The 19,415-nt window shown below is 38.3% G+C and carries 18 protein-coding genes and 1 riboswitch; of the genes, 4 read left to right on the top strand and 14 right to left on the bottom strand.

Annotated features, from left to right (window positions below; genetic code table 11):
• Positions 1–28: 28 nt before the first annotated feature.
• From acpP to BQ7352_RS10200, 4 genes are all read right to left on the bottom strand, one after another.
• Complete coding sequence (acpP, locus tag BQ7352_RS10215; RefSeq protein WP_072449120.1) at positions 29–259, bottom strand: acyl carrier protein; 231 nt, start codon at positions 257–259, stop codon at positions 29–31.
• A gap of 11 nt (positions 260–270) precedes the next feature.
• Complete coding sequence (gene plsX, locus BQ7352_RS10210) at positions 271–1,290, bottom strand: phosphate acyltransferase PlsX (RefSeq protein WP_200791391.1); 1,020 nt, start codon at positions 1,288–1,290, stop codon at positions 271–273.
• Between the two features lie 108 nt (positions 1,291–1,398).
• Positions 1,399–2,001 carry a hypothetical protein gene (locus BQ7352_RS10205; protein ID WP_242948575.1) on the bottom strand — a complete coding sequence of 201 codons (603 nt, stop codon included), beginning with the start codon at positions 1,999–2,001 and terminating at the stop codon, positions 1,399–1,401.
• Between the two features lie 97 nt (positions 2,002–2,098).
• Entirely contained in the window at positions 2,099–3,163 is a 1,065-nt protein-coding gene (locus BQ7352_RS10200) for a helix-turn-helix domain-containing protein (RefSeq protein WP_072449117.1), read from the bottom strand.
• A 345-nt stretch (positions 3,164–3,508) separates the two neighbouring features.
• Between BQ7352_RS10200 and BQ7352_RS15180 the strand changes: the two genes are divergently transcribed.
• A complete protein-coding gene (locus tag BQ7352_RS15180; protein ID WP_242948574.1) occupies positions 3,509–4,360 on the top strand; it encodes an Abi family protein in 852 nt (283 codons plus the stop codon).
• 49 nt (positions 4,361–4,409) lie between these two features.
• Here BQ7352_RS15180 and BQ7352_RS10190 read toward each other — a convergent pair whose 3' ends face one another.
• Positions 4,410–4,979: a folate family ECF transporter S component gene (locus BQ7352_RS10190; protein ID WP_072449115.1), complete on the bottom strand. Its 570-nt coding sequence runs from the start codon at positions 4,977–4,979 to the stop codon at positions 4,410–4,412.
• 63 nt (positions 4,980–5,042) lie between these two features.
• Positions 5,043–5,142, bottom strand: a riboswitch (THF riboswitch).
• A 141-nt stretch (positions 5,143–5,283) separates the two neighbouring features.
• Here BQ7352_RS10190 and BQ7352_RS10185 point away from each other — a divergent pair.
• Entirely contained in the window at positions 5,284–5,745 is a 462-nt protein-coding gene (locus BQ7352_RS10185) for a GNAT family N-acetyltransferase (protein WP_072449114.1), read from the top strand.
• Between the two features lie 77 nt (positions 5,746–5,822).
• Here the strand turns inward: BQ7352_RS10185 and BQ7352_RS10180 are convergent, their stop codons facing one another.
• On the bottom strand, positions 5,823–8,534 hold the full coding sequence (locus BQ7352_RS10180; RefSeq protein ID WP_072449113.1) for an alpha-mannosidase: 2,712 nt from the start codon (positions 8,532–8,534) through the stop codon (positions 5,823–5,825).
• Between the two features lie 180 nt (positions 8,535–8,714).
• On the opposite strand from BQ7352_RS10180, the gene BQ7352_RS10175 reads away from it, so the two are divergent.
• Complete coding sequence (locus BQ7352_RS10175; protein WP_072449112.1) at positions 8,715–9,848, top strand: GntR family transcriptional regulator; 1,134 nt, start codon at positions 8,715–8,717, stop codon at positions 9,846–9,848.
• A gap of 140 nt (positions 9,849–9,988) precedes the next feature.
• On the opposite strand, the gene rpmF is transcribed toward BQ7352_RS10175, so the two are convergent.
• From rpmF to BQ7352_RS10160, 3 genes are read right to left on the bottom strand one after another with little or no spacing between them, the layout of a single operon-like run.
• Positions 9,989–10,174 carry a 50S ribosomal protein L32 gene (gene rpmF, locus BQ7352_RS10170; RefSeq protein ID WP_003021217.1) on the bottom strand — a complete coding sequence of 62 codons (186 nt, stop codon included), beginning with the start codon at positions 10,172–10,174 and terminating at the stop codon, positions 9,989–9,991.
• Between the two features lie 3 nt (positions 10,175–10,177).
• Complete coding sequence (locus BQ7352_RS10165) at positions 10,178–10,705, bottom strand: YceD family protein (RefSeq protein ID WP_072449111.1); 528 nt, start codon at positions 10,703–10,705, stop codon at positions 10,178–10,180.
• Between the two features lie 58 nt (positions 10,706–10,763).
• Entirely contained in the window at positions 10,764–11,960 is a 1,197-nt protein-coding gene (locus BQ7352_RS10160) for an acetate/propionate family kinase (protein WP_072449110.1), read from the bottom strand.
• Between the two features lie 264 nt (positions 11,961–12,224).
• On the opposite strand from BQ7352_RS10160, the gene BQ7352_RS10155 reads away from it, so the two are divergent.
• Positions 12,225–13,469 carry a nucleotidyltransferase gene (locus BQ7352_RS10155; protein ID WP_072449109.1) on the top strand — a complete coding sequence of 415 codons (1,245 nt, stop codon included), beginning with the start codon at positions 12,225–12,227 and terminating at the stop codon, positions 13,467–13,469.
• A 3-nt stretch (positions 13,470–13,472) separates the two neighbouring features.
• Here BQ7352_RS10155 and BQ7352_RS10150 read toward each other — a convergent pair whose 3' ends face one another.
• Genes BQ7352_RS10150 through polA form a run of 5 tightly spaced genes read right to left on the bottom strand, consistent with a single transcriptional unit; the run spans position 13,473 to position 19,221 of the window.
• Positions 13,473–14,837 (bottom strand): PFL family protein, encoded by a 1,365-nt coding sequence (locus tag BQ7352_RS10150; RefSeq protein WP_072449108.1) that lies wholly within the window; start codon positions 14,835–14,837, stop codon positions 13,473–13,475.
• A 32-nt stretch (positions 14,838–14,869) separates the two neighbouring features.
• Positions 14,870–15,142, bottom strand: a complete 273-nt coding sequence (locus BQ7352_RS10145; protein WP_003021207.1) for an ACT domain-containing protein — start codon at positions 15,140–15,142, stop codon at positions 14,870–14,872.
• Positions 15,143–15,167: 25 nt separating this feature from the next.
• The gene (locus BQ7352_RS10140; protein WP_072449107.1) at positions 15,168–15,965 is read right to left on the bottom strand and encodes an MBL fold metallo-hydrolase; all 798 of its coding nucleotides are present in this window, start codon (positions 15,963–15,965) and stop codon (positions 15,168–15,170) included.
• A complete protein-coding gene (gene coaE / locus BQ7352_RS10135) occupies positions 15,952–16,554 on the bottom strand; it encodes a dephospho-CoA kinase (protein WP_072449106.1) in 603 nt (200 codons plus the stop codon). The genes BQ7352_RS10140 and coaE overlap by 14 nt, the downstream gene beginning before the upstream one ends.
• Before the next feature lie 24 nt (positions 16,555–16,578).
• Complete coding sequence (gene polA, locus BQ7352_RS10130) at positions 16,579–19,221, bottom strand: DNA polymerase I (RefSeq protein WP_072449105.1); 2,643 nt, start codon at positions 19,219–19,221, stop codon at positions 16,579–16,581.
• Positions 19,222–19,415 lie beyond the last annotated feature (194 nt).

Raw genomic sequence — 19,415 nt, 5'->3', positions numbered from 1 at the left:
TCTGACTTTACGGGAAGACATTTCGCTTTTACCCGATTAAACGCTTAATCTGTTCTACCGCATCTCCGACAGAAACAATTTGCTCTACTTCTTCTGTTGGGATTTCAATATCAAATTCTTCCTCGATACCCATCACAATTTGGAAAATATCCAGAGAGTCTGCACCCAAATCATCTACAAATGTGGTATCCCTTGTTATTTCCTCTGTATCCACATTTAAAACCTCTGCTATTATCTGCTGTAATTTTTCCAATTCCATGATATATCCTCCTAAATCTCCTCTTTTTTCTCTTGTACAGCTATTAAATTTTCACCTATTCGCTGACTGATATGCTGTTCTTTAAATGAAATGCACTGAATAATGGCATTTTTAAATTCTGTTTCCTTTGAATTACCATGGCACTTCACTACCAGACCTTTCAATCCCAAAAGAGGTGCGCCTCCATACTGGCTGGCATCAAAGGATTTCAGTGTTTTTTTCATGGCAGGCTTTACAAGAAGCGCTCCCATTTTGCTGCGGAAGCTGGACATCATGCTTCCTTTGATTTTAGATATCAAAGTAGCTCCCAGACCTTCATATAACTTTAAAATTACATTTCCCACAAAAGCTTCTGATACAATAACATCTGCTGCTCCTGCCGGAATTTCTCTTGCCTCAATGCTGCCGATAAAGTTAATATCTTTACATTCTTTCAGCAAAGGATAGGTTTCTTTCACCAGAGCATTTCCCTTTTCTTCTTCTACACCGATATTTACAATTCCCACTCTGGGATTTTTTACCCCCATAACGTGTTCCATGTAAATAGAACCCATGCGGGCAAACTGTACCAAATGAGAAGCTCTTGCATCTACATTCGCCCCACAGTCAATAAGCAGGGATACCCCGTCTTTCGTAGGAATAAGTGGAGCTAACGGCGCTCTTTCTACTCCTTTAATCCTTCCTACAATTGTAGTTCCTCCTACCAAAATAGCCCCTGAACTTCCCGCTGATACAAAAGCATCTGCTTCGCCCTGTCTTACCAGCTTCATTCCCACTACAATAGAGGAATTCTTCTTTCCACGAATAGCGGCTACCGGCGGCTCTCCGGTTTCAATTACTTCCGTTGCTCCTACAACATGAATTCTCTCTTTCGGATATGTACAGGATGATAATTCTCTTTCCAGAATTTCCTGTTTCCCCACTAAAAAGACTTCCACATTTTCCTTTTCATTTACAGCAGCTACCGCGCCTTTAATCGCTTCGGAAGGAGCATAGTCACCGCCCATGGCATCTACAGCCACTTTTATCATTTCTTCCATGTTTTGGCCTCCTGTTATATCTAACATGATTTTACTAAACATCTATAAAAAATGCAAGGACTCTCCTAAGAGAATCCTTGAAAACATCATAATTTTAAATTATTCTGCCGGCTGCTCCTCTGCTGGTGTAGTTTCCTCTGTTGTTTCGCTTCCTTCGGCTGCCTCTCCCTCTGCTGCTTCGCCTTCTGTTGGTGTTTCTTCTGGAGTTGTTTCCTCCGGAGCAGCTTCTGACACAATTACTTCCATAGTTTCACTGGTCACTCTGTTCGTAGAGCTTCCAATTGTATTAATGGCAACCACATAATAATAAACAGTACCTGCTTCATTAGTAGGCGGTGTAAATGTATTTGAAGTTTCGCCTTCAATCACTGTGCCTCCACCATTTGTATTAGTCAGGCTTTTATACCACTGATAAGAAATTGTTCCATTATCGGAAGCCGTTGCCTCTACCTGCAATGCTTCTGCTTCAGTATCCTTTGTATAAGTAACAGAACCGCTTAAATCTGTTGTCCACTGTGGTTTTTCCACTGGTACTTCCGGCTCTGCCTCCTTTTTCTCCTCCTCTGTATTTTCTTCCTTTTTTGAGTCGGATTTTTCTAATACTTTATCAAATATCTTTTCAGCTTTACAACCGGTCATAGGAAGCGCCATACATCCAATCGTTAAGACAACCATTCCTTTTTTCAGCCATTTGTTTTTCACTGTTTCTTCCTCCTTAGACAAATAACTCTCTGCGCTTCCTATATTAACTTATTTTTTCAAAAACCGCAAGTTTTTCTTTCTAAATATTACATAAATATTACATTTTTTTATCTACTTCTGTTTCTCTCAAAAACTTCTGTACTTCTTGACACTCTCTTAAAAAAGACGCTTCCTCATCTTCACATATCTCTTGAATAAGCGCTTTTCTTAATTTCAATCCAAATCCCTTTTCCGTCTTCTTTGTTTTAATATGGCGATACAACGGAGATTGATTGATTTCCCAGCTCTTCGTCAAAGATTTCATCATAGGAAACAGTGTTTTCAAACATTTTACTCTGTCTTTTTTGGCAAGATATAACTGAAAATGCGCTGCATAAGAATAATATTCCCATAAATCAAATAATTTAGCTGCCTGCTTTGACACTTCTGCGAAATATTCTGCGTCCTCTGCTCTCCCTTGTTTTAATGCAATCTCCATCAGCATCAGCAAAACACTCTGAATTTCTGTAATGGATGAAAATAGTTTTTCTTCCTCCAGCTTTGCAGCTTCTTCTAATTTTCCACGGGAAAGAAAAAGATTTATCTGTAGTTGTTTCTTGTCCACGGAAGTCTTCTCTGGTAGAGACTGTAGCATTTCTTCTGCTTTTTCGTATTCTTTTCGCTGAATATACTTGGAAATCAGCATGGACTGGGCATAATTTTTTTCATTCTGATTTGGACTGTTCAATACCCTCTGATATAAGGCTTCAATTTCTTTTTTATGTGTTTCTAAGTCTTTTCTGCCTTCCTTACTGTACATCCCTGCTCCTTCTAAAAACATCGCCACATTTAGAAGCAACGGATAACATACCGGATATTCTCTGATTTTTTCCATAGCTATTTCGTAGACCTTTAAAAACCCTTCTTTTTCCAGTATCTCTGATAAAGTGTTTAAGAAAATTGCGATTTCTTGCTCCGTCAGTTCCTCTTTAAAGGATAATAAAGTGTTTAAATCCGTTTCTAAAATTCTTGCCAATGCAGGTAAAATGGTAATGTCAGGATAAGAAGCTCCTTTCTCCCATTTGTTTACTGCGGGAGCTGTAACTCCCAGATAATTTGCCACCTGCTCCTGAGTTAAATTTCTCTCTATACGTCTCTGTCGGATAGTTTCATTTATTTTCATAAGCCCCTACCTTATATTAAATTTTCTCTTTTGAATATTATAACAAGGGAAGACTGTCGGCACAATTAACTGTGATTTAATTTTGAGGCGAGAAATTTAACCGGCAGTTAAAAATCTCTTATTTTCCATCTTGATTTTTCATCCCTTTTATGGTAAGCTGTATTTTAGTGATCAGGTTTCAGAAACCTTGCGAGGTCTGAGGCCGCGGGAGGACCTGCGGGCCCTCCTTTTTTTATTTTATAGAAAGGAGCGCTTTATCTGATAAAACCATTTCTTACATATAATGAACAAATAAATAAATTAACAAACGAAAAAGGGCTTATTATCAATAATCCTTCTCTGGCTTTGGAAACACTAAAAAATATCGGATATTTTCCTGTTATTGGAGGATATAAAACACCATTTATAAACCCTATGACACGAGTCTACCAAAACGGCACAACTTTTGAAGATATTTTGGCTCTATACTCTTTTGACCGTGAATTACGAGACACCTTTTTTCGTAGCTTATGTAAAATTGAAATCCACATCCGACAACTCATCTCTTATTATTTCTGTAATCGACATGGTGTAATGCAAGAAGCATATCTATCATCATCCAATTTTGATTGTAGTAGTAAAAGCAAAAAAATATCTGTAAATAAACTAATCAATATACTTTCGTTCCATGCCATAAAAAATAAAGAACACAAATATCTTATCCATCAAAGAAATCATCATGGAAATGTACCTTTATGGGTAACCATGAAAGCTTTAACTTTTGGTCAAATCTCTAAATTCTACTCTGTTCTAAAATTCCCCATGAAAAGTGATATCTGTCAAGAATTTATAAATATAGATGAAGTGATATTAGGTAATTATCTTGAAAAACTCTGTCTAATCCGAAATGTCTGTGCTCATAATGAGCGCCTCTATTCTTTTCACTTTGATAAAGACTTTCCTAATACTTCACTTCATCAAAAGCTTCATATTCCAATGAACGGTGAACAATATATTTATGGGAAAAATGATCTTTTCAGTATGGTAATTGCTCTCAGATATCTTCTTCCCTCCGAAAGTTTCTTTTCTTTCAAAAAAGAGCTCACGAAATGTATTAACCATTATCTATATACTTCAACACGCATTTGTCGTTCTAACTTATACGGCTTCATGGGTTTTCCGGAAAATTGGGAGAATATTACACAATACAAATTATAGAAAAAAGGACTGAACATGGCTGTCTGCTCAATCCCTTCCATATTTATCTTTATGCAGTTCTTTTTAATGGTCTGAATACTCCTGTCTGCTCAATTACCTTTGTAATACTAAAAAAGATAAAAGAGTCAATCGGCCACATAATCACATTCTTCAACGCACGCATAGGCAGTAATGCAAGAAATCCTTTTCCATAAAGCATATCCAGCCACAAAGTACTTAAAATAACGTTTACTACTAAAAATACAACAAATTTCGCAAGCAATACTCTCTTTAAAGTTAATTTCTTTTTATAATAAAAACAACCGTAAATCAAAGATGCTAAAATTGCATTAAAAGTAAAACCAAAGAAAAACGGACCATCCGGTTTCATAAAATATTTTACAACATCCAAAATTCCCGCAAACAAACCACCGGTAACAGGACCGAATAAATAGTCTGCCAACTGGTTTGGAATACCGGAAAATCCGATTTTAATATATGGTCCAAGGGTAATGGACGCTACCTGATTTAAAATTAAAGATAAAGCTGCAAACATGGCACATACAGATAATGCCTGAACTTTCTTCAGCTCTTTTGCTGAAGACAAAAAAATGTTCTCTTTAGAATTATTTTTGAACATAAAAAAAATACCTCCTTCATCAAAACTACCACAATAGGAGATAATCTCAGCCTTATCTTCTGTTGCAGCGAGATGCGAGTTTGTATACCGTAAGATTTACCTTTTCGTCCTTCCAGCAACTCTCTATCCAGAGGGCACTTTACGCATACAAATCTACTCTGCAGTTTTTTCTTACCTAACCATAATAATGGATACAGCCAAAAAAAGCAATAAAAATTTTATTTATTTTTAATATTTATAAACAGAACTATTTTATTTGTGCTATACTTAGGCATCATAGCTTTTTATAAGGAGGACACAACTGATGAATACGAGTATCCGTAAAGCCAACGCTTTAGATTACCAGCAAGTTGAGCAACTTATGCAGCAGGTTCATATCCTGCATGCAAACTGGAGACCTGATATTTATAAGCATTGCTCTGTGATCTTATCAGAGGAACGATTTCTTGAACATATTAAAAACGAAGAAATTGTGGTATTGGAAAAAGAAGGCTCTGTTATAGGTATAATGATTTATCTTACCCGAAACATATCCGGCGGACCTATGCAGGACAGAAAAGTGTTATTCATTGACGCCTTAGCTGTGGATGAAAAGGAACGTGGAAACGGTTTTGGACATCAGCTTTTAGATTACCTTGTCCGTCTCTATAAAGATTTACAGTACGACGGATTAGAATTACAGGTAAATGCCAAAAATCTTCCCGCCATGGAATTGTATACAAAATATGGTTTTACCCCCAAAAGCATCAATATGGAGTTACTGTAAAAAGGAAAAGCTGTTACATTAAGCGATTTTCTACTTAATGCAACAGCCCCCTTCTTATCCATTAAGGCTTATATCTTCTATTTTATACCTAAAGTCAGAATTTCAAATGGTTTCAATACCACATGATACATTCCGTCTTCGCTTACTTCCAGACCTTCTTTTTCTTCCTCAATGACATTACTCTTATACATGTTTTCCATCCAATTCTGTTTCTGAATTTGGATTTCACGAGGTAATTCTGTAACATTTACAAAACGAACCATAATGTCAGAACCATCCTCCTGCTGTTTCAATCCACTGAAGTTTACTCCTTCTCCTATCCAGTTAAAGAAGCCTTTTTCCTGTGGATAAGCACCTGCATGGATACTTGTAGGAACTGCCATCAGTTCATTCTGGAACTGATATCCCAACGTATAAGCATTTAATTTTTCTCCATCTGCAAATGGCAGAATTTCATAAGAAAGTGTATAAGTTCCCTGCATCTGTGCCTTTGGAGTCGGGAAATATCCCCAGTCTCCCAGTTCTCCGATGCAACGAAGAAGTGTAACTGCAATGGCGTTTTCCATATCCGGCAGTACCTCATACTCATAAAGACCATGATTGGCAATCAACATACCATCTTTTTCACCCTGTATTGCCACAAAGCTCTGCTGACGGTCACAGCCACTTGGATTTTCCCACTGTTTACTGTGACGGTTGTTTCTTTCCACTACTTCAAAAGCAGAGTCTGCAAAATGTGTATCTGCTTTCAAGCCCGTTGGAATTACAACACGTACTCTGTGGTCTTTTGCTGTATTATGGATTGTTGTCTGCACTTTCAAACTCTTAGCGGATTTCTCCAAAGTAAGCTCTGTTTCGATTGCCAGTTCAACCATTTTATCGCTGCGGCCGATATGGCGGTTATAGCACTCTTGGAAGGATTTCTGCGCAATTTCCAATTCTTTTGCAGCGCTTTCCGGTACTTCTATGCTCTGGCAGATATGATATTTTGCACAGAATGGAGTATCTTCTGTAAGAGTGATTTTTGCCGGTTTATTCTGTGTTGTAATCGCCTGACCGTTTGTATCCTGCACATAAATGTATTCGTTTCCGATATCACCGGTATCTTCATAATATCCAATCTGGGAATATACACGTCCTGTTTTTAAATTTGTAAGTGTATAGCTTCCGTCTTCGTGAATTTTCACACGGATATTTTCATTTTCCATTGTATTGCTGCCGCTAATCAATGTCTTTTTATCATCTGTCTGTTCTGCCGCTGTTTCCTCCAAATGATATACACGGTATCCCATTGCCGGAACGTCTTTTGCTTCAAAAGTCACACGAACCTGTCTTGCCATATAAGGCTGGCGGAACTTATCATCAGGAAGTAAATAGTCAAAGGCTGTGCCAATATCTTCCATCTTAGCTTCTACGGTATTGCCGTTCATATCTTTTAATACAAATACAGGCAATTCCATATTCTGCATTTCCCAGTAAGCTTTTTCCTGAATATTCTCAAAGCATCTGTCTACGTCTAATACAACGCTTACCACATCTGTCTTGTCCCAACCGGTAAAGTTGTATACTGCAAATGGAAGTACCTTTCCGTTTTCGCTGCTCAGATTTGAGGTATCTATCTGCTCTGCCAAATATTCCATACTTTCTTTGCACAACTGCTCTGCTACCTGTCTGCTCTTTACAAAACGAATGGCTACTTCATCATTTACTTCATCTACATTGCAACTGCAAATACTGTCGTGTGGGTGGTTCTGCATCAGAACCTTCCAGCTATATTCTAAGAGCTCCTTCGGATATTTCTTTCCTGCCAGTCCTGCCAAAACTGCTGCCGGTTCTGCCTTACGTTCCAACGCTGTTTCGCCCTTTCTGTTTAACAGTTTTAAGTCAACTCTGTTGGAAGCGGTATTCACCAGTGTAAAACGTCCGTCTGTTTCCTGACTTGTTAATTCTCCTTTTACAACAGAAATATTTTCCCCAAGTTCTTCTTTTACGGCTTTTACATAAGTTTCAAAATCAGAATGGATAAATTCAATTTCCGGATATAATTTTCTGGCTGTTTCAATAGCCTGTGACAAGTCCTTCTGTACCGGCTGATGGTCACATCCATTCATAAAGAGGAGATGGCTGGTTCCTGCATATTGTCTTACGTCTGCAAGCTTCTTATCCCAGAATTTCTTCGCTTCTTCCGGCTCAACAGGAATTTCCATTCCGTTATTATACCAGTTTGGGAATAAAATACCCAATAATGTGCTTCCGTCCGGTGACTGCCAGTTAATTTCGGAATATGCAGTTTCGTAAGTTCCTTTTTCCAAAGTTTCGTTATTAAAACCAATGGATTTTACTCCACGTCCAAAAGCAACTGCTTCCATGCCTGCCTGTGCAAGCACCTGTGGCATCTGTCCTGCATTTCCAAAAGCGTCCGGAAAATATCCGATTGGACATAATTTTCCTAATTTCAGCGCTTCTTTGCGACCTGTTAATAAGTTTCGAACACAAGCCTCTCCGCTTGTCAGGAATTCATCCTGTAACACATACCAAGGTCCTGCTGTAAGCTTTCCTTCTTTAACTAATTTTTTAATTCTCTCCTGCTGTTCCGGTTTGATTTCCAGATAATCATCATACGCAGCAGTATATCCGTCCATGTGGAAGCTGCGATAATTTTCGTCATTTTCCAGCAAATCGGATGCTGTATCCAACAAATCCACCAGCTTCATTCTGTGTTTTTCAAATGCCATGTACCATTCTCTGTCCCAATGAGAATGTGAAATAATATGTACTGTTGTTTTCATCTCATTTACCACCTTTTCATATTTTCTCACATGATAGTTTCTATTGTATTTGATATATCATATATTAACTTTTCCATGGAAATTTGTCAATATAAATATAGAATTTGACATATCAAACCGGATATTATAAAATAAGAATAGAACAAATTAACCAATACATTTTCAGAAAGATGGAAATTTATGAAACAAGGAAATTCAAGTAAACCAAAATATGAAAGAATAAAAGAAGACATTCTTGCTCAAATTCGCAAAAACGATTTTTCTTATTCAGAGCCCCTCTGTACAGAGAAACAATTATCCGAGCAATATCAAGTCAGTCGAATTACAGCCAAGCATGCGCTGACAGATTTAGAACAAATGGGTGTTTTATATCGAAAACGAGGTGTAGGCAGCTTCGTCGCTCCAAATGCAGCAAATAATTTAAACCGCCTTACGCCGCCAAAGCATATCACTTCAAAAATGGTATCTTTCCTCCTTCCTTTTGACATCACAAAAGGAGGAATGTTTAAGACTGTTGAGGTGGTAAATAATACCTTAAATGCTAACGGATGTATTATGAGCATTTATGTATCCGGTGCAAAGGAAAAGTCTAATTTGCGTCTTCTCCTCTCACAAAATCTTTCCGGACTCATTTACTATCCTGAGAGAGATAAAATTCATCTGGAGCTTCTCAATGAATTTGTTTTTATGAATATACCGATTATTGTAATCGATAAGACAACCGATTGTCCCTATATTCATAATATTGTTTCAGACAACTTTGAGGGCGGAAGATTATTAGGCGAACACCTCATTCAGTTGGGACATCGCAACATCACATTTTTTACAACTGCACCATTGGAAGAAACTTCAACTGTCCGCAACCGCTTTGCCGGATTTCTTCATGCTTTACATGAAGGAGGTATTCAGCCAAATTCTTCCAATTTTGTCTATTATCCTCATAAGCTTACAGAAGAAGACTGCTTTGCCTCAAACAGCAATTCCCTTCAGGATACCTTACGCAGTTTATATCAGGCAGGAACGACGGCGATTATTGCCGAGAATGACCGTGTTGCACAACTGCTGTCCATGACCTGTAAAGCTATGGACATTCGTATTCCCGAAGACATCAGCCTTTGCGGATTTGATAATGATGACGCCATTCGCAATCTGAATATCACCACCATCGGTCAAGACTTCACACGCATGGGACAGGAAATCGGACACATATTTACAGAGTCTGTGAATAATCCTGATTATCCCATACAGAAAATCACAATTCCGGTAGAGCTGTTCCCCCGCAGTTCCACCAATGCACCTCGAATACTTTTATAAATTCATAGAAAAAAAGACTGTTTCCTTAAGTACAAACAAAAAATATTTGTTGCTTAATAAAACAGTCTCTTTTTTACTCTCTCTAAACACAAAATAGAGGGCAGTGAAATAAATCACAACCCTCTATCTTACAGGAAATCTTATGCTTCCTCTGTTTTAATAATTTCTTTTTTATTGTAGCTTCCGCATGCACGGCAAACTCTGTGAGGCATCATTAAAGCACCACATTTGCTGCATTTTACTAAGTTTGGAGCACTCATTTTCCAGTTTGCACGTCTTTTATCTCTTCTTGCTTTAGAAGATTTATTTTTTGGACATATAGACATAGGTTACACCTCCTTAAATTTGCTAAATATATCACTGATTACCGCCATTCGGGGATCTGGACTTGTCTGGTCGCATTCGCAAGAACCTTCATTCAAATCTTTGCCGCATTTGGGGCAAATTCCCCGGCAGTCCTCTTTACATAGAACCCTTAAAGGCCAATGGATTAAAATCTCATTATGCACTAACTGCTCTACGTCCAGGCTGCAACCTGTGACATAATTAATTTCATCTAAGTCTTTTATCCTGTCTTCCCTCGAAGCCTTCATGTCAATTTCTTCCGATATATCAATCTCAAATTCAGTGGGAACATCCTTTAAGCACTTATCGCAAGGTATCGCAAGAGTAATAAAACCCTTTGCTTCTATTTTGACAACCTTCTTACCTGTATTAACTAAAGTTACACAGATTGGCTTTTTTTCAATAACCGGGAAACTTCCCAGCTTTGATTGAAAGAAATCCATGGAAACAGGTGCTTCAACAACCTGTGTCTTTCCTTCTATGGATAAAATTTCTGATAAATCAATTAGCATAATAGTCTCCTAATCACACCTTGTAAATTATACATAGGGATTTACAGTTTGTCAACCATTATTTTGAAACTAATTCGGCAGTTTCCTGACAAATAGCTAATTCTTCATTTGTAGGAACGATTGCTACTGTTACTTTAGAGTCCGGAGTAGAGATGATTTTGTTCTCTCCTCTTGTCTGGTTTGCTTCTTCATCCAATGTAATTCCAAGGTATCCTAAGCTTTTTACTACTGCTTCACGTACAGGAATTGCGTTTTCACCGATACCGCCTGTAAATGCAATGGCATCTACACCGTTCATAGCTGCTACATAAGAACCGATATATTTTACAATTCTGTAACATAAGCAGTCTACTGCACGTTTTGCATCTTCGTTACCCTGTTCTCTTGCTTCGTTTAAGTCACGGAAGTCACTGGAAAGCCCTCTGGAAAGTCCCAGTAAACCGGATTTTTTGTTCAGGATATTTACCATTTCTGTTACGTCAATGTTTTCTTTTTTGCAGATAAAGTCAAGAACTGCCGGATCCAAGTCACCGGAACGTGTTCCCATAACAAGACCTTCCAATGGTGTAAGTCCCATAGAAGTATCTACACATTTACCGTTTACAACTGCACTGATGGAAGAACCGTTTCCTAAGTGAGCTACGATAACTTTAGAGTTATCAGGATCTAATCCTAAAAATTTGATTGTTTCTTTGGATACAAATCTGTGAGATGTTCCGTGGAAACCATATTTACGAACTTTATATTTATCATAGTATTCGTAAGGAATTGCATACATATATGCTTTTTCCGGCATTGTCTGATGGAAAGCTGTGTCAAATACGGCTACGTTTGGTTTGCCCGGCATCAATTCCATACATGCACGGATACCCATTAAGTTTGCAGGGTTGTGCAGAGGTCCTAAATCGCAGCATTCTTCGATTACGGAAATAACTTCGTCGTTGATAATGCAGGAGTCAGAAATTTTTGCTCCGCCGTGCAGTACACGATGTCCGATTGCTTCTACTTCATCTAAGCTTTTTAAAACACCTGTATTTGGATTTACTAAAGCATCTAATACCATTTTAATTGCTTCAGTATGAGTAGGCATTGCTGCTTCTGTTACTTCTTTTTCTCCGCCTGTTGGCTGATATACTAATCTTCCGTCAATTCCAATACGTTCACATAATCCTTTTGCTGCTACTGCCTCTGTTTCAGAGTTGATTAACTGGAATTTCAGTGATGAACTTCCGCAGTTTACTACTAATACGTTCATATTCTCTTCCTCCGATATCTTAAGATAATCTATATACAGATTGCTCTGTAATTCTGGTCATTTTGACCATTTCTATTTTTTATTATACACTGTTTCTTTAACACAAACAAGAGAAGCTTTTAGATTTTCTCGGAAAAGCTCTCTTATTCTTGTATTATTTTCCAAACATTTTTATAAAACAGAAAACTATTGTCAGTTTTCTGCTTTTTCCTGTATACTACATACTAGTGTACTGTATCATTCACCAGAAAACGGAGGTACTTTATGAAAAAAGCAGTGGGCATTATCGCAGAATATAATCCTTTTCACAAAGGACATGAATATCAGATCCGACAGGCAAAAGAAAAGACAGGGGCAGAAATTGCCGTTATTTTAATGAGCGGAGATTTTGTACAGCGAGGTACTCCTGCCATTTTCGCAAAACACCAAAGAACAGCTATGGCTCTTTTAGGAGGGGCTGACATTGTTTTCGAGCTTCCTTCCTTTTATGCCTGCGGCAGTGCAGAATATTTTTCATCAGGAGCAGTTTCTATTTTCAATGCCTTAAATTCCATTGATTTTCTATGCTTTGGAAGCGAAAGCGGCGAAATAGATACCTGCCGCTTTTTGGGAGCGCTTCTTGCAGACGAACCAGAACTTTATAAAGAAAAGTTACGCAGTTTTTTAAAACAGGGACTCTCTTTTCCTGCTGCCAGAAAATCAGCATTGACGGAATATTTGAAAGAAAAGAACATTCCATTTTCCGAAGATTTTTTAGATACTCCAAACAATATTTTAGGTATCGAATACTGTAAGTCTCTCGCTGCTCAAAACAGCAGTATTGTTCCTGTTACCATAAAAAGAATTGGCAGCGCTTACCATGAGACTTCTCTGTCTTTATCTTATCCCAGCGCTTCCGCCATACGCAAAGAGCTTGCTGCCACTTGGAATACTCAGAAATCCCTTTCTGATACCTTGAAAGATGCGCAGCCTCCTGCTGTAAAGGATTACCTGTGCTCTGTATTGGAAAAAGAAGCTTTCCTCACAGAAAATGATTTCTCGGTACTTTTAAAATATGAACTGATGAAAAACACACCGGAAAGTCTGTGTGCTTTTTCCGATATGTCCCCTGATTTAGCCAGACGGATTTATCACCATCTGAATACCTTTGAAACCTTTACAAAATTTGCAGAGCAATTAAAAACAAAAGAGCTGACTTACACCCGCATTTGCCGGGCTTTGCTCCATGTATTATTAAATATTCCCTCTGATTTGCCTGCTGTCTCTCCTGCGTATGTAAGACTTTTGGGATTAAAAAAAGAAAGTTCTTCCTTTTTGCGTATTTTACAGAAAAACAGTGATATTCCAATCATTACAAAAGTCGCCGATTATAAAAAATTATTGCCAAAAGAAGCTTACTCTCTTTTTGAAAAAGATTTATTTGCTTCCAATCTTTACGAAACAGTGAAGTGTAATAAAAAACCGGCAGCCTTTACAAACGATTTGCAAAAGCCGCCGATTATTCTTTAATTCTTAGTTTTTAAAACTGTGAATTGGTGCCGGTATTCTTCCCTTACGACTGACAAAAGCCTCACAGGAATATGGATTTACCGGCATAATCGGTGCATATCCCAGTAAACCGCCGAATTCAACGGTTTCTCCTACTCCCTTTCCAATAACAGGAATAATACGAACTGCTGTTGTTTTCTGGTTTACCATACCGATTGCACATTCATCTGCAATAATACCGGAAATAGTAGATGCCTTCGTATCTCCCGGAATTGCAATCATATCCAGACCTACGGAGCATACACAAGTCATAGCTTCCAGCTTTTCAATAGTCAAAGCATTGGCTACCACAGCATCAATCATACCCTGGTCCTCACTTACAGGAATGAAAGCTCCGCTTAATCCGCCTACATAAGAGGACGCCATAACGCCGCCTTTTTTTACCTGATCGTTTAACAGAGCCAATGCTGCGGTTGTTCCCGGCGCTCCTGCATATTCCAGACCGATTTCACAGAGAATATCTGCCACACTGTCTCCAATCGCCGGTGTAGGCGCAAGAGATAAATCCACAATTCCAAAAGGAATGCCAAGACGCTTAGATGCTTCCTGTGCCACCAGCTGTCCCACACGTGTTACCTTAAATGCTGTTTTCTTAATAGTTTCACAGAGAACCTCAAAGCTCTCTCCCCGTACTTGCTCCAAAGCTGTTTTTACAACACCCGGACCTGAAACACCTACGTTAATAATGGCATCTGCTTCTGTTACCCCATGAAAAGCTCCGGCCATAAAAGGATTATCATCCGGCGCATTACAAAATACTACCAGCTTCGCACATCCTAAAGAGTCATCCTCTTTCGTTGCTTCTGCTGTTTCCAGTACAATTTCACCCATAAGACGCACAGCATCCATATTGATGCCTGTCTTTGTAGAGCCTAAATTTACGGAGCTGCACACTCTTTCTGTACTAGCCAAAGCCTGAGGAATAGAACGAATTAAGAGCTCATCTGCCTGTGTCATTCCTTTACATACTGTTGCAGAATATCCGCCGATAAAGTTCACGCCTACTTCCTTTGCAGCTCTGTCTAAGGTTTTTGCCAGAGTTACGAAATCCTCAGGAGTTTTGCAGGCAGCGCCACCTACAAGGGCAATGGGTGTAATAGAAATTCTCTTGTTTACAATGGGAACTCCGAATTCCTTTGAAATGTCCTCTCCTGTTTCTACCAGACGGCTGGCAAGACGGGTAATCTTCTCATAAATTTTGCGATTTAACTCCTGTAAATCTGCATCAATACAATCCAAAAGACTAATTCCAAGTGTAATGGTACGAACATCCAGATTTTCCTGTTCAATCATTTTGTTCGTTTCATTTACCTCATACATGTTAATCATAATTGTTTCCTGTCCTTTCTTCCTGCCATCTTTTAAATACGGTGCATTTTTGTGAAAATATCTTCTAACTGTGCATGAATAACAACACCGATTTCTGTGCCCACTGCATCCAGCTCTTCTGAAATTACACTGATTTTCTTAGAACACATACTGGTATCTGTAATCATCATCATATTAAAGTATCCGTCTACAATGGTTTGTGTGATGTCTAAAATGTTAATATTGTTTTCTGCCAGATAGGTACAAACCTTTGCTGTAATACCTACGGTATCCTGTCCTACTACTGTGATAATGGTTTTTTTCATGCTTCTGTCCTCATTTCTTTCTTTTTTATACTGTCACTAAATCAGAAACCTGTTCTCTATGTGCTACCATGATTTTAAAATCTGTAGATTTCCATGGATTTTCTCCCATAGTAACCTCAGAACACACTGTTTCATAAGCGAGAGCTTCATAGTTATTTTCTCGACTTAAATGTCCCAGAAAAACAGCTTTCATCTGGTCATGTAAAAGCCTGCATAAAAGGCGGCCTGCCGTTTCATTAGAAAGGTGGCCTCTTTTTCCTAAAATACGTTGTTTTAAATAATAGGGATAACTCCCTACCTGCAACATATTTACATCATGGTTTGCTTCTAAAAGAAGCACATCCAGACCGGATAAATTTTGAACAATATACTCATCATAATACCCTAAATCCGTTGCAATTCCTACAGATTTTTCCCCTTGATTTACCCGATATCCCACTGGCTCTGCTGCATCGTGAGAAATGGCAAAAGGCTGTACCTCTAAATCGCCCACCTGAAACTTTTTATTTGCTTCAATAGGATGAAAAAGTCCCTCCGGCATCTTACCTAAAGAACTCATACCCTGCATTGCTTCCATAGTTCCTCTTGTACAATAAATAGGGATTTTATGCTTTCTGGAAATCACTCCCAGGCCTTTTATGTGATCGGAATGTTCATGGGTAATCAAAATACCATTACAGTCACCTGTGGTATGATTAATACTTCGAAGCCCCTCTTCAATACGCTTTCCGCTAATTCCCACATCCACCAATAAACTGGTGGTATCACTTCCAACATAAATACAGTTACCACTGCTTCCGCTGGCTATACTACATAAATTCATAATAGGTTCTCATCTTTCGCTCAATTTGAAGATAAGTATGTGCTACATCTTCATCGTTATATAACTGGAAGTCGCATCGAGTTTCAAACTCCTCATCAGGAAGCTGATTATCCATCATCTGACGAATTTTTTCTTCTGAATAACCTCTGTCACGACGTAATCGCTCCATGCGTACTTCTTTTTCGCAATAAATATACCACATCTCATCACAAATTTCATCATATTTTTCTTCTAAAAGCAAAGCTGACTCTATAAAGAAAAATTCAGTTTCTTCTTCTTTTGATTTTTCAATTTCTTTTAAAATATATTTTTTCACAGCAGGATGTATGATGTCATCCAGTTTTTTTAGCATCTCCGGATCTTTAAATACAATAGAGGCAATGGCTTCCCTGTTCAAAGAAGTATCATCTTTTACAATCCACTCTCCGAACAGTTGAATAACCGGCTCATAGCATGCTCGTCCCGGCATCATTAACAAGTGTCCCACATCATCTGCTTTTACAATTCGGCTGTCAAAATGTTCTTCTATATAATTTAAAACTGCACTTTTTCCAGAACCCACTCCGCCTGTTACTCCTATAATTCTCATACCCATTCCTCCTTTGTAAATCTGCTATTTTGCTTCGTACCAGTTTTCCCCTGTATGCATATCAATTTCAAGAGCTACAGATAAATGTGCTGCTTCTTTCATCTCCTGCTCCAAAATAGCAGAAACCTGCTCCACTTCGTCTTTTGCTGTTTCAATCAAAAGTTCATCATGTACCTGCAGAACTAATCTGGACTTTAAATTTTCTTCCTTCAATCGCTTATTGACCCGTATCATGGCAATTTTAATGATATCTGCTGCTGTTCCCTGAATTGGAGAGTTCATAGCCACTCTTTCTCCGAAAGAACGCTGCATAAAGTTGCTGGATTTTAGCTCAGGCACTGGTCTGCGTCTGTGAAACAGCGTGGAAACATAACCTTTTTCCTTTGCTTCTTCTACTAATCCATCTAAAAATCCTTTTATTTTTGGATAAGTATGAAAATAACTTTCAATATACTGAGCAGCTTCTTTTCTGCTGATACTCAAATCCTGACTAAGCCCAAAAGAACTGATACCATATACAATTCCAAAATTTACAGCTTTGGCATTTCTTCTTTGAAGAGGTGTAACTTCATCAAAAGGAATATGAAATACCTGAGAAGCTGTAATTCTATGAATATCCTGCGCTTCCTGATATGCCTGAATTAATTTTTCATCTCCTGACATATGCGCCAGCACACGAAGTTCAATCTGCGAATAATCTGCATCTAAAAATACAAACCCATCTTTTGGAATAAATACTTTTCGAAGCATTCTTCCAAGCTCTGTACGAACCGGTATATTCTGTAAGTTCGGCTCTGTACTGCTAATTCTGCCTGTTGCAGTAATTGTCTGATTAAAAGTAGAATGTATTCTTCCGTCCTCTGCAATATAATTGGCAAGTCCATCTGCGTAAGTCGATTTCAGCTTTGTGAGCTGTCTGTATTCTAAAATATCAGCTACCAGTTTATGCTCAGGAGCTAATTTTTCCAACACATCTGCCGCTGTAGAATAGCCTGTCTTTGTCTTCTTCCCTCCTGGAAGCTCTAATTTTTCAAACAATATCACACCCAGCTGTTTCGGGGAATTAATATTAAATTCTTCTCCTGCCTGCTCCCAGATTTCTTTTTCCAAAGCTTCAATACGAACCTGAAGCTTTTCTCCGTATTCCTTTAATGCCTCCGCTTCTACTAAAATGCCCTCTTTTTCCATATCTGCAAGGGTAAATAAAAGAGGCATTTCCATATCTGTATAAAGCTTTTTCATATTTTCCTTTTCCAGAGCTTCGAAAAGCGGTGTTCTGGATTTAAAAGCAGTATATGCCATATAGCAGACGCTTTTGGCAAGTTCTTCTTCTTTTTCATCAGCAGCCTTTATATAGGATAATTTACCCAGTAAATCTTCCTTTGCAGGAAGCATTTCTCCCAAAAACTCTTTTGCAATATCATCGTAAGTGTACTCTGACTTTAAAGGATTTAAAAGGTAAGCTGCAAGTCCGGCATCGAACATATCGTTGTGAGATTTTAAATCCATATAACGCAGCATTGCCTTAATATTTAAAGAGGCAACCAGTTTTCCCTGTTGGCAAAGCTCCTGCGCTTTTCCAATGAGATAGTCTTCTGTCACAAATCCCTGTGGTAAAATACCGTATACCTCTGTTTCTTCTTCTCCCCATGCAAGACCTAAGCCTAAAATCTGTCCTTTTTCTTCCAGTAGCTCAATTCCCACTACCGGCTCCTGTATAGCTCTTTTAAAGATTTCCTCTGTTTCTGTGAAATCCGTAATATACCGGAAACTTTCTTCTATTTTATTTTCTTCTCCTGTATCCTCAAAACGGGAAAGAAAATTTTTAAATTCCAATTCTTTGAAAAATTCATACGCTTCCGGTGTATACAGATTATGAATTCTTGCACCTTCCCAGTCATATTCAATCGGACTGTCAATACAAATGGTTGCCAATTCTTTACTTAATACAGCCAAATCATAATGTTCCAAAAAAGCAGTCTTTGCTTTATTCGGTTTTAATTCTTCCGCATGAGCCTTGGCATTCTCGACTGTTCCATATTCAAGTAAAATTTTGGTTGCTGTCTTTTCTCCTACACCCGGAAGCCCAGGAATATTGTCGGCTGTATCTCCCATCAATGCTTTCAATTCAATAATCTGTAAAGGTGTAAGTTGATAAGCCTCTTTTACATCCTCTTCATAATAATCTTCAATGGTTGTTTTTCCACCTTTTGTCTTTGGTATACGAATACAAATATGAGAAGTTGCCAACTGCAGTAAATCCCTGTCACCGGAAAGAATGGTTACATCCATACCCTTTTCTTCACTTTTTTTTGCTACGGTTCCCAAAAGATCATCCGCTTCATATCCCTCTTTGGTAATTATGGTAACACCCATGGCAGAAAGCACATCCTTCATAACCGGTATCTGCTCTCTCAACTCCATTGGCATAGGCTTTCTCGTTCCTTTATATGCTTCATACTGTTTGTGACGGAAGGTAGGAGCATGCAAATCAAAAGCAACGGTAAGATAATCCGGCTTTTCCTCCTCCAAAATCTTAAATAAAATATTTAAAAATCCATAAATCGCATTTGTATGAAGTCCTTCTGCATTTGTCAAATCAGGCAGTCCGTAAAATGCCCTGTTTAATATACTGTGTCCATCTATCAGCAGGATTTTTTCCCTCATTGAATTCTCCTTAAAATTTTTTAATGCAATTATTATACCACGTGCGCAGAAAAGGAAGCACCTTGCAAGGGTATTTACTTTTCAAGCCGTGGCTTGCCTGGTATAATCTGCCATACGGCAGTAAGCCGATGAAATCGGCTTAAATTGCACATCGTGCAATTATTATACCACATAAAGTACAAAAAAGACAGGCA

It is taken from the genome of Blautia sp. Marseille-P3201T, from assembly GCF_900120295.1.
In the GTDB taxonomy this organism is placed as follows: Bacteria; Bacillota; Clostridia; order Lachnospirales; family Lachnospiraceae; genus Blautia.
This window is presented reverse-complemented; position numbering and strand designations above follow the sequence as displayed.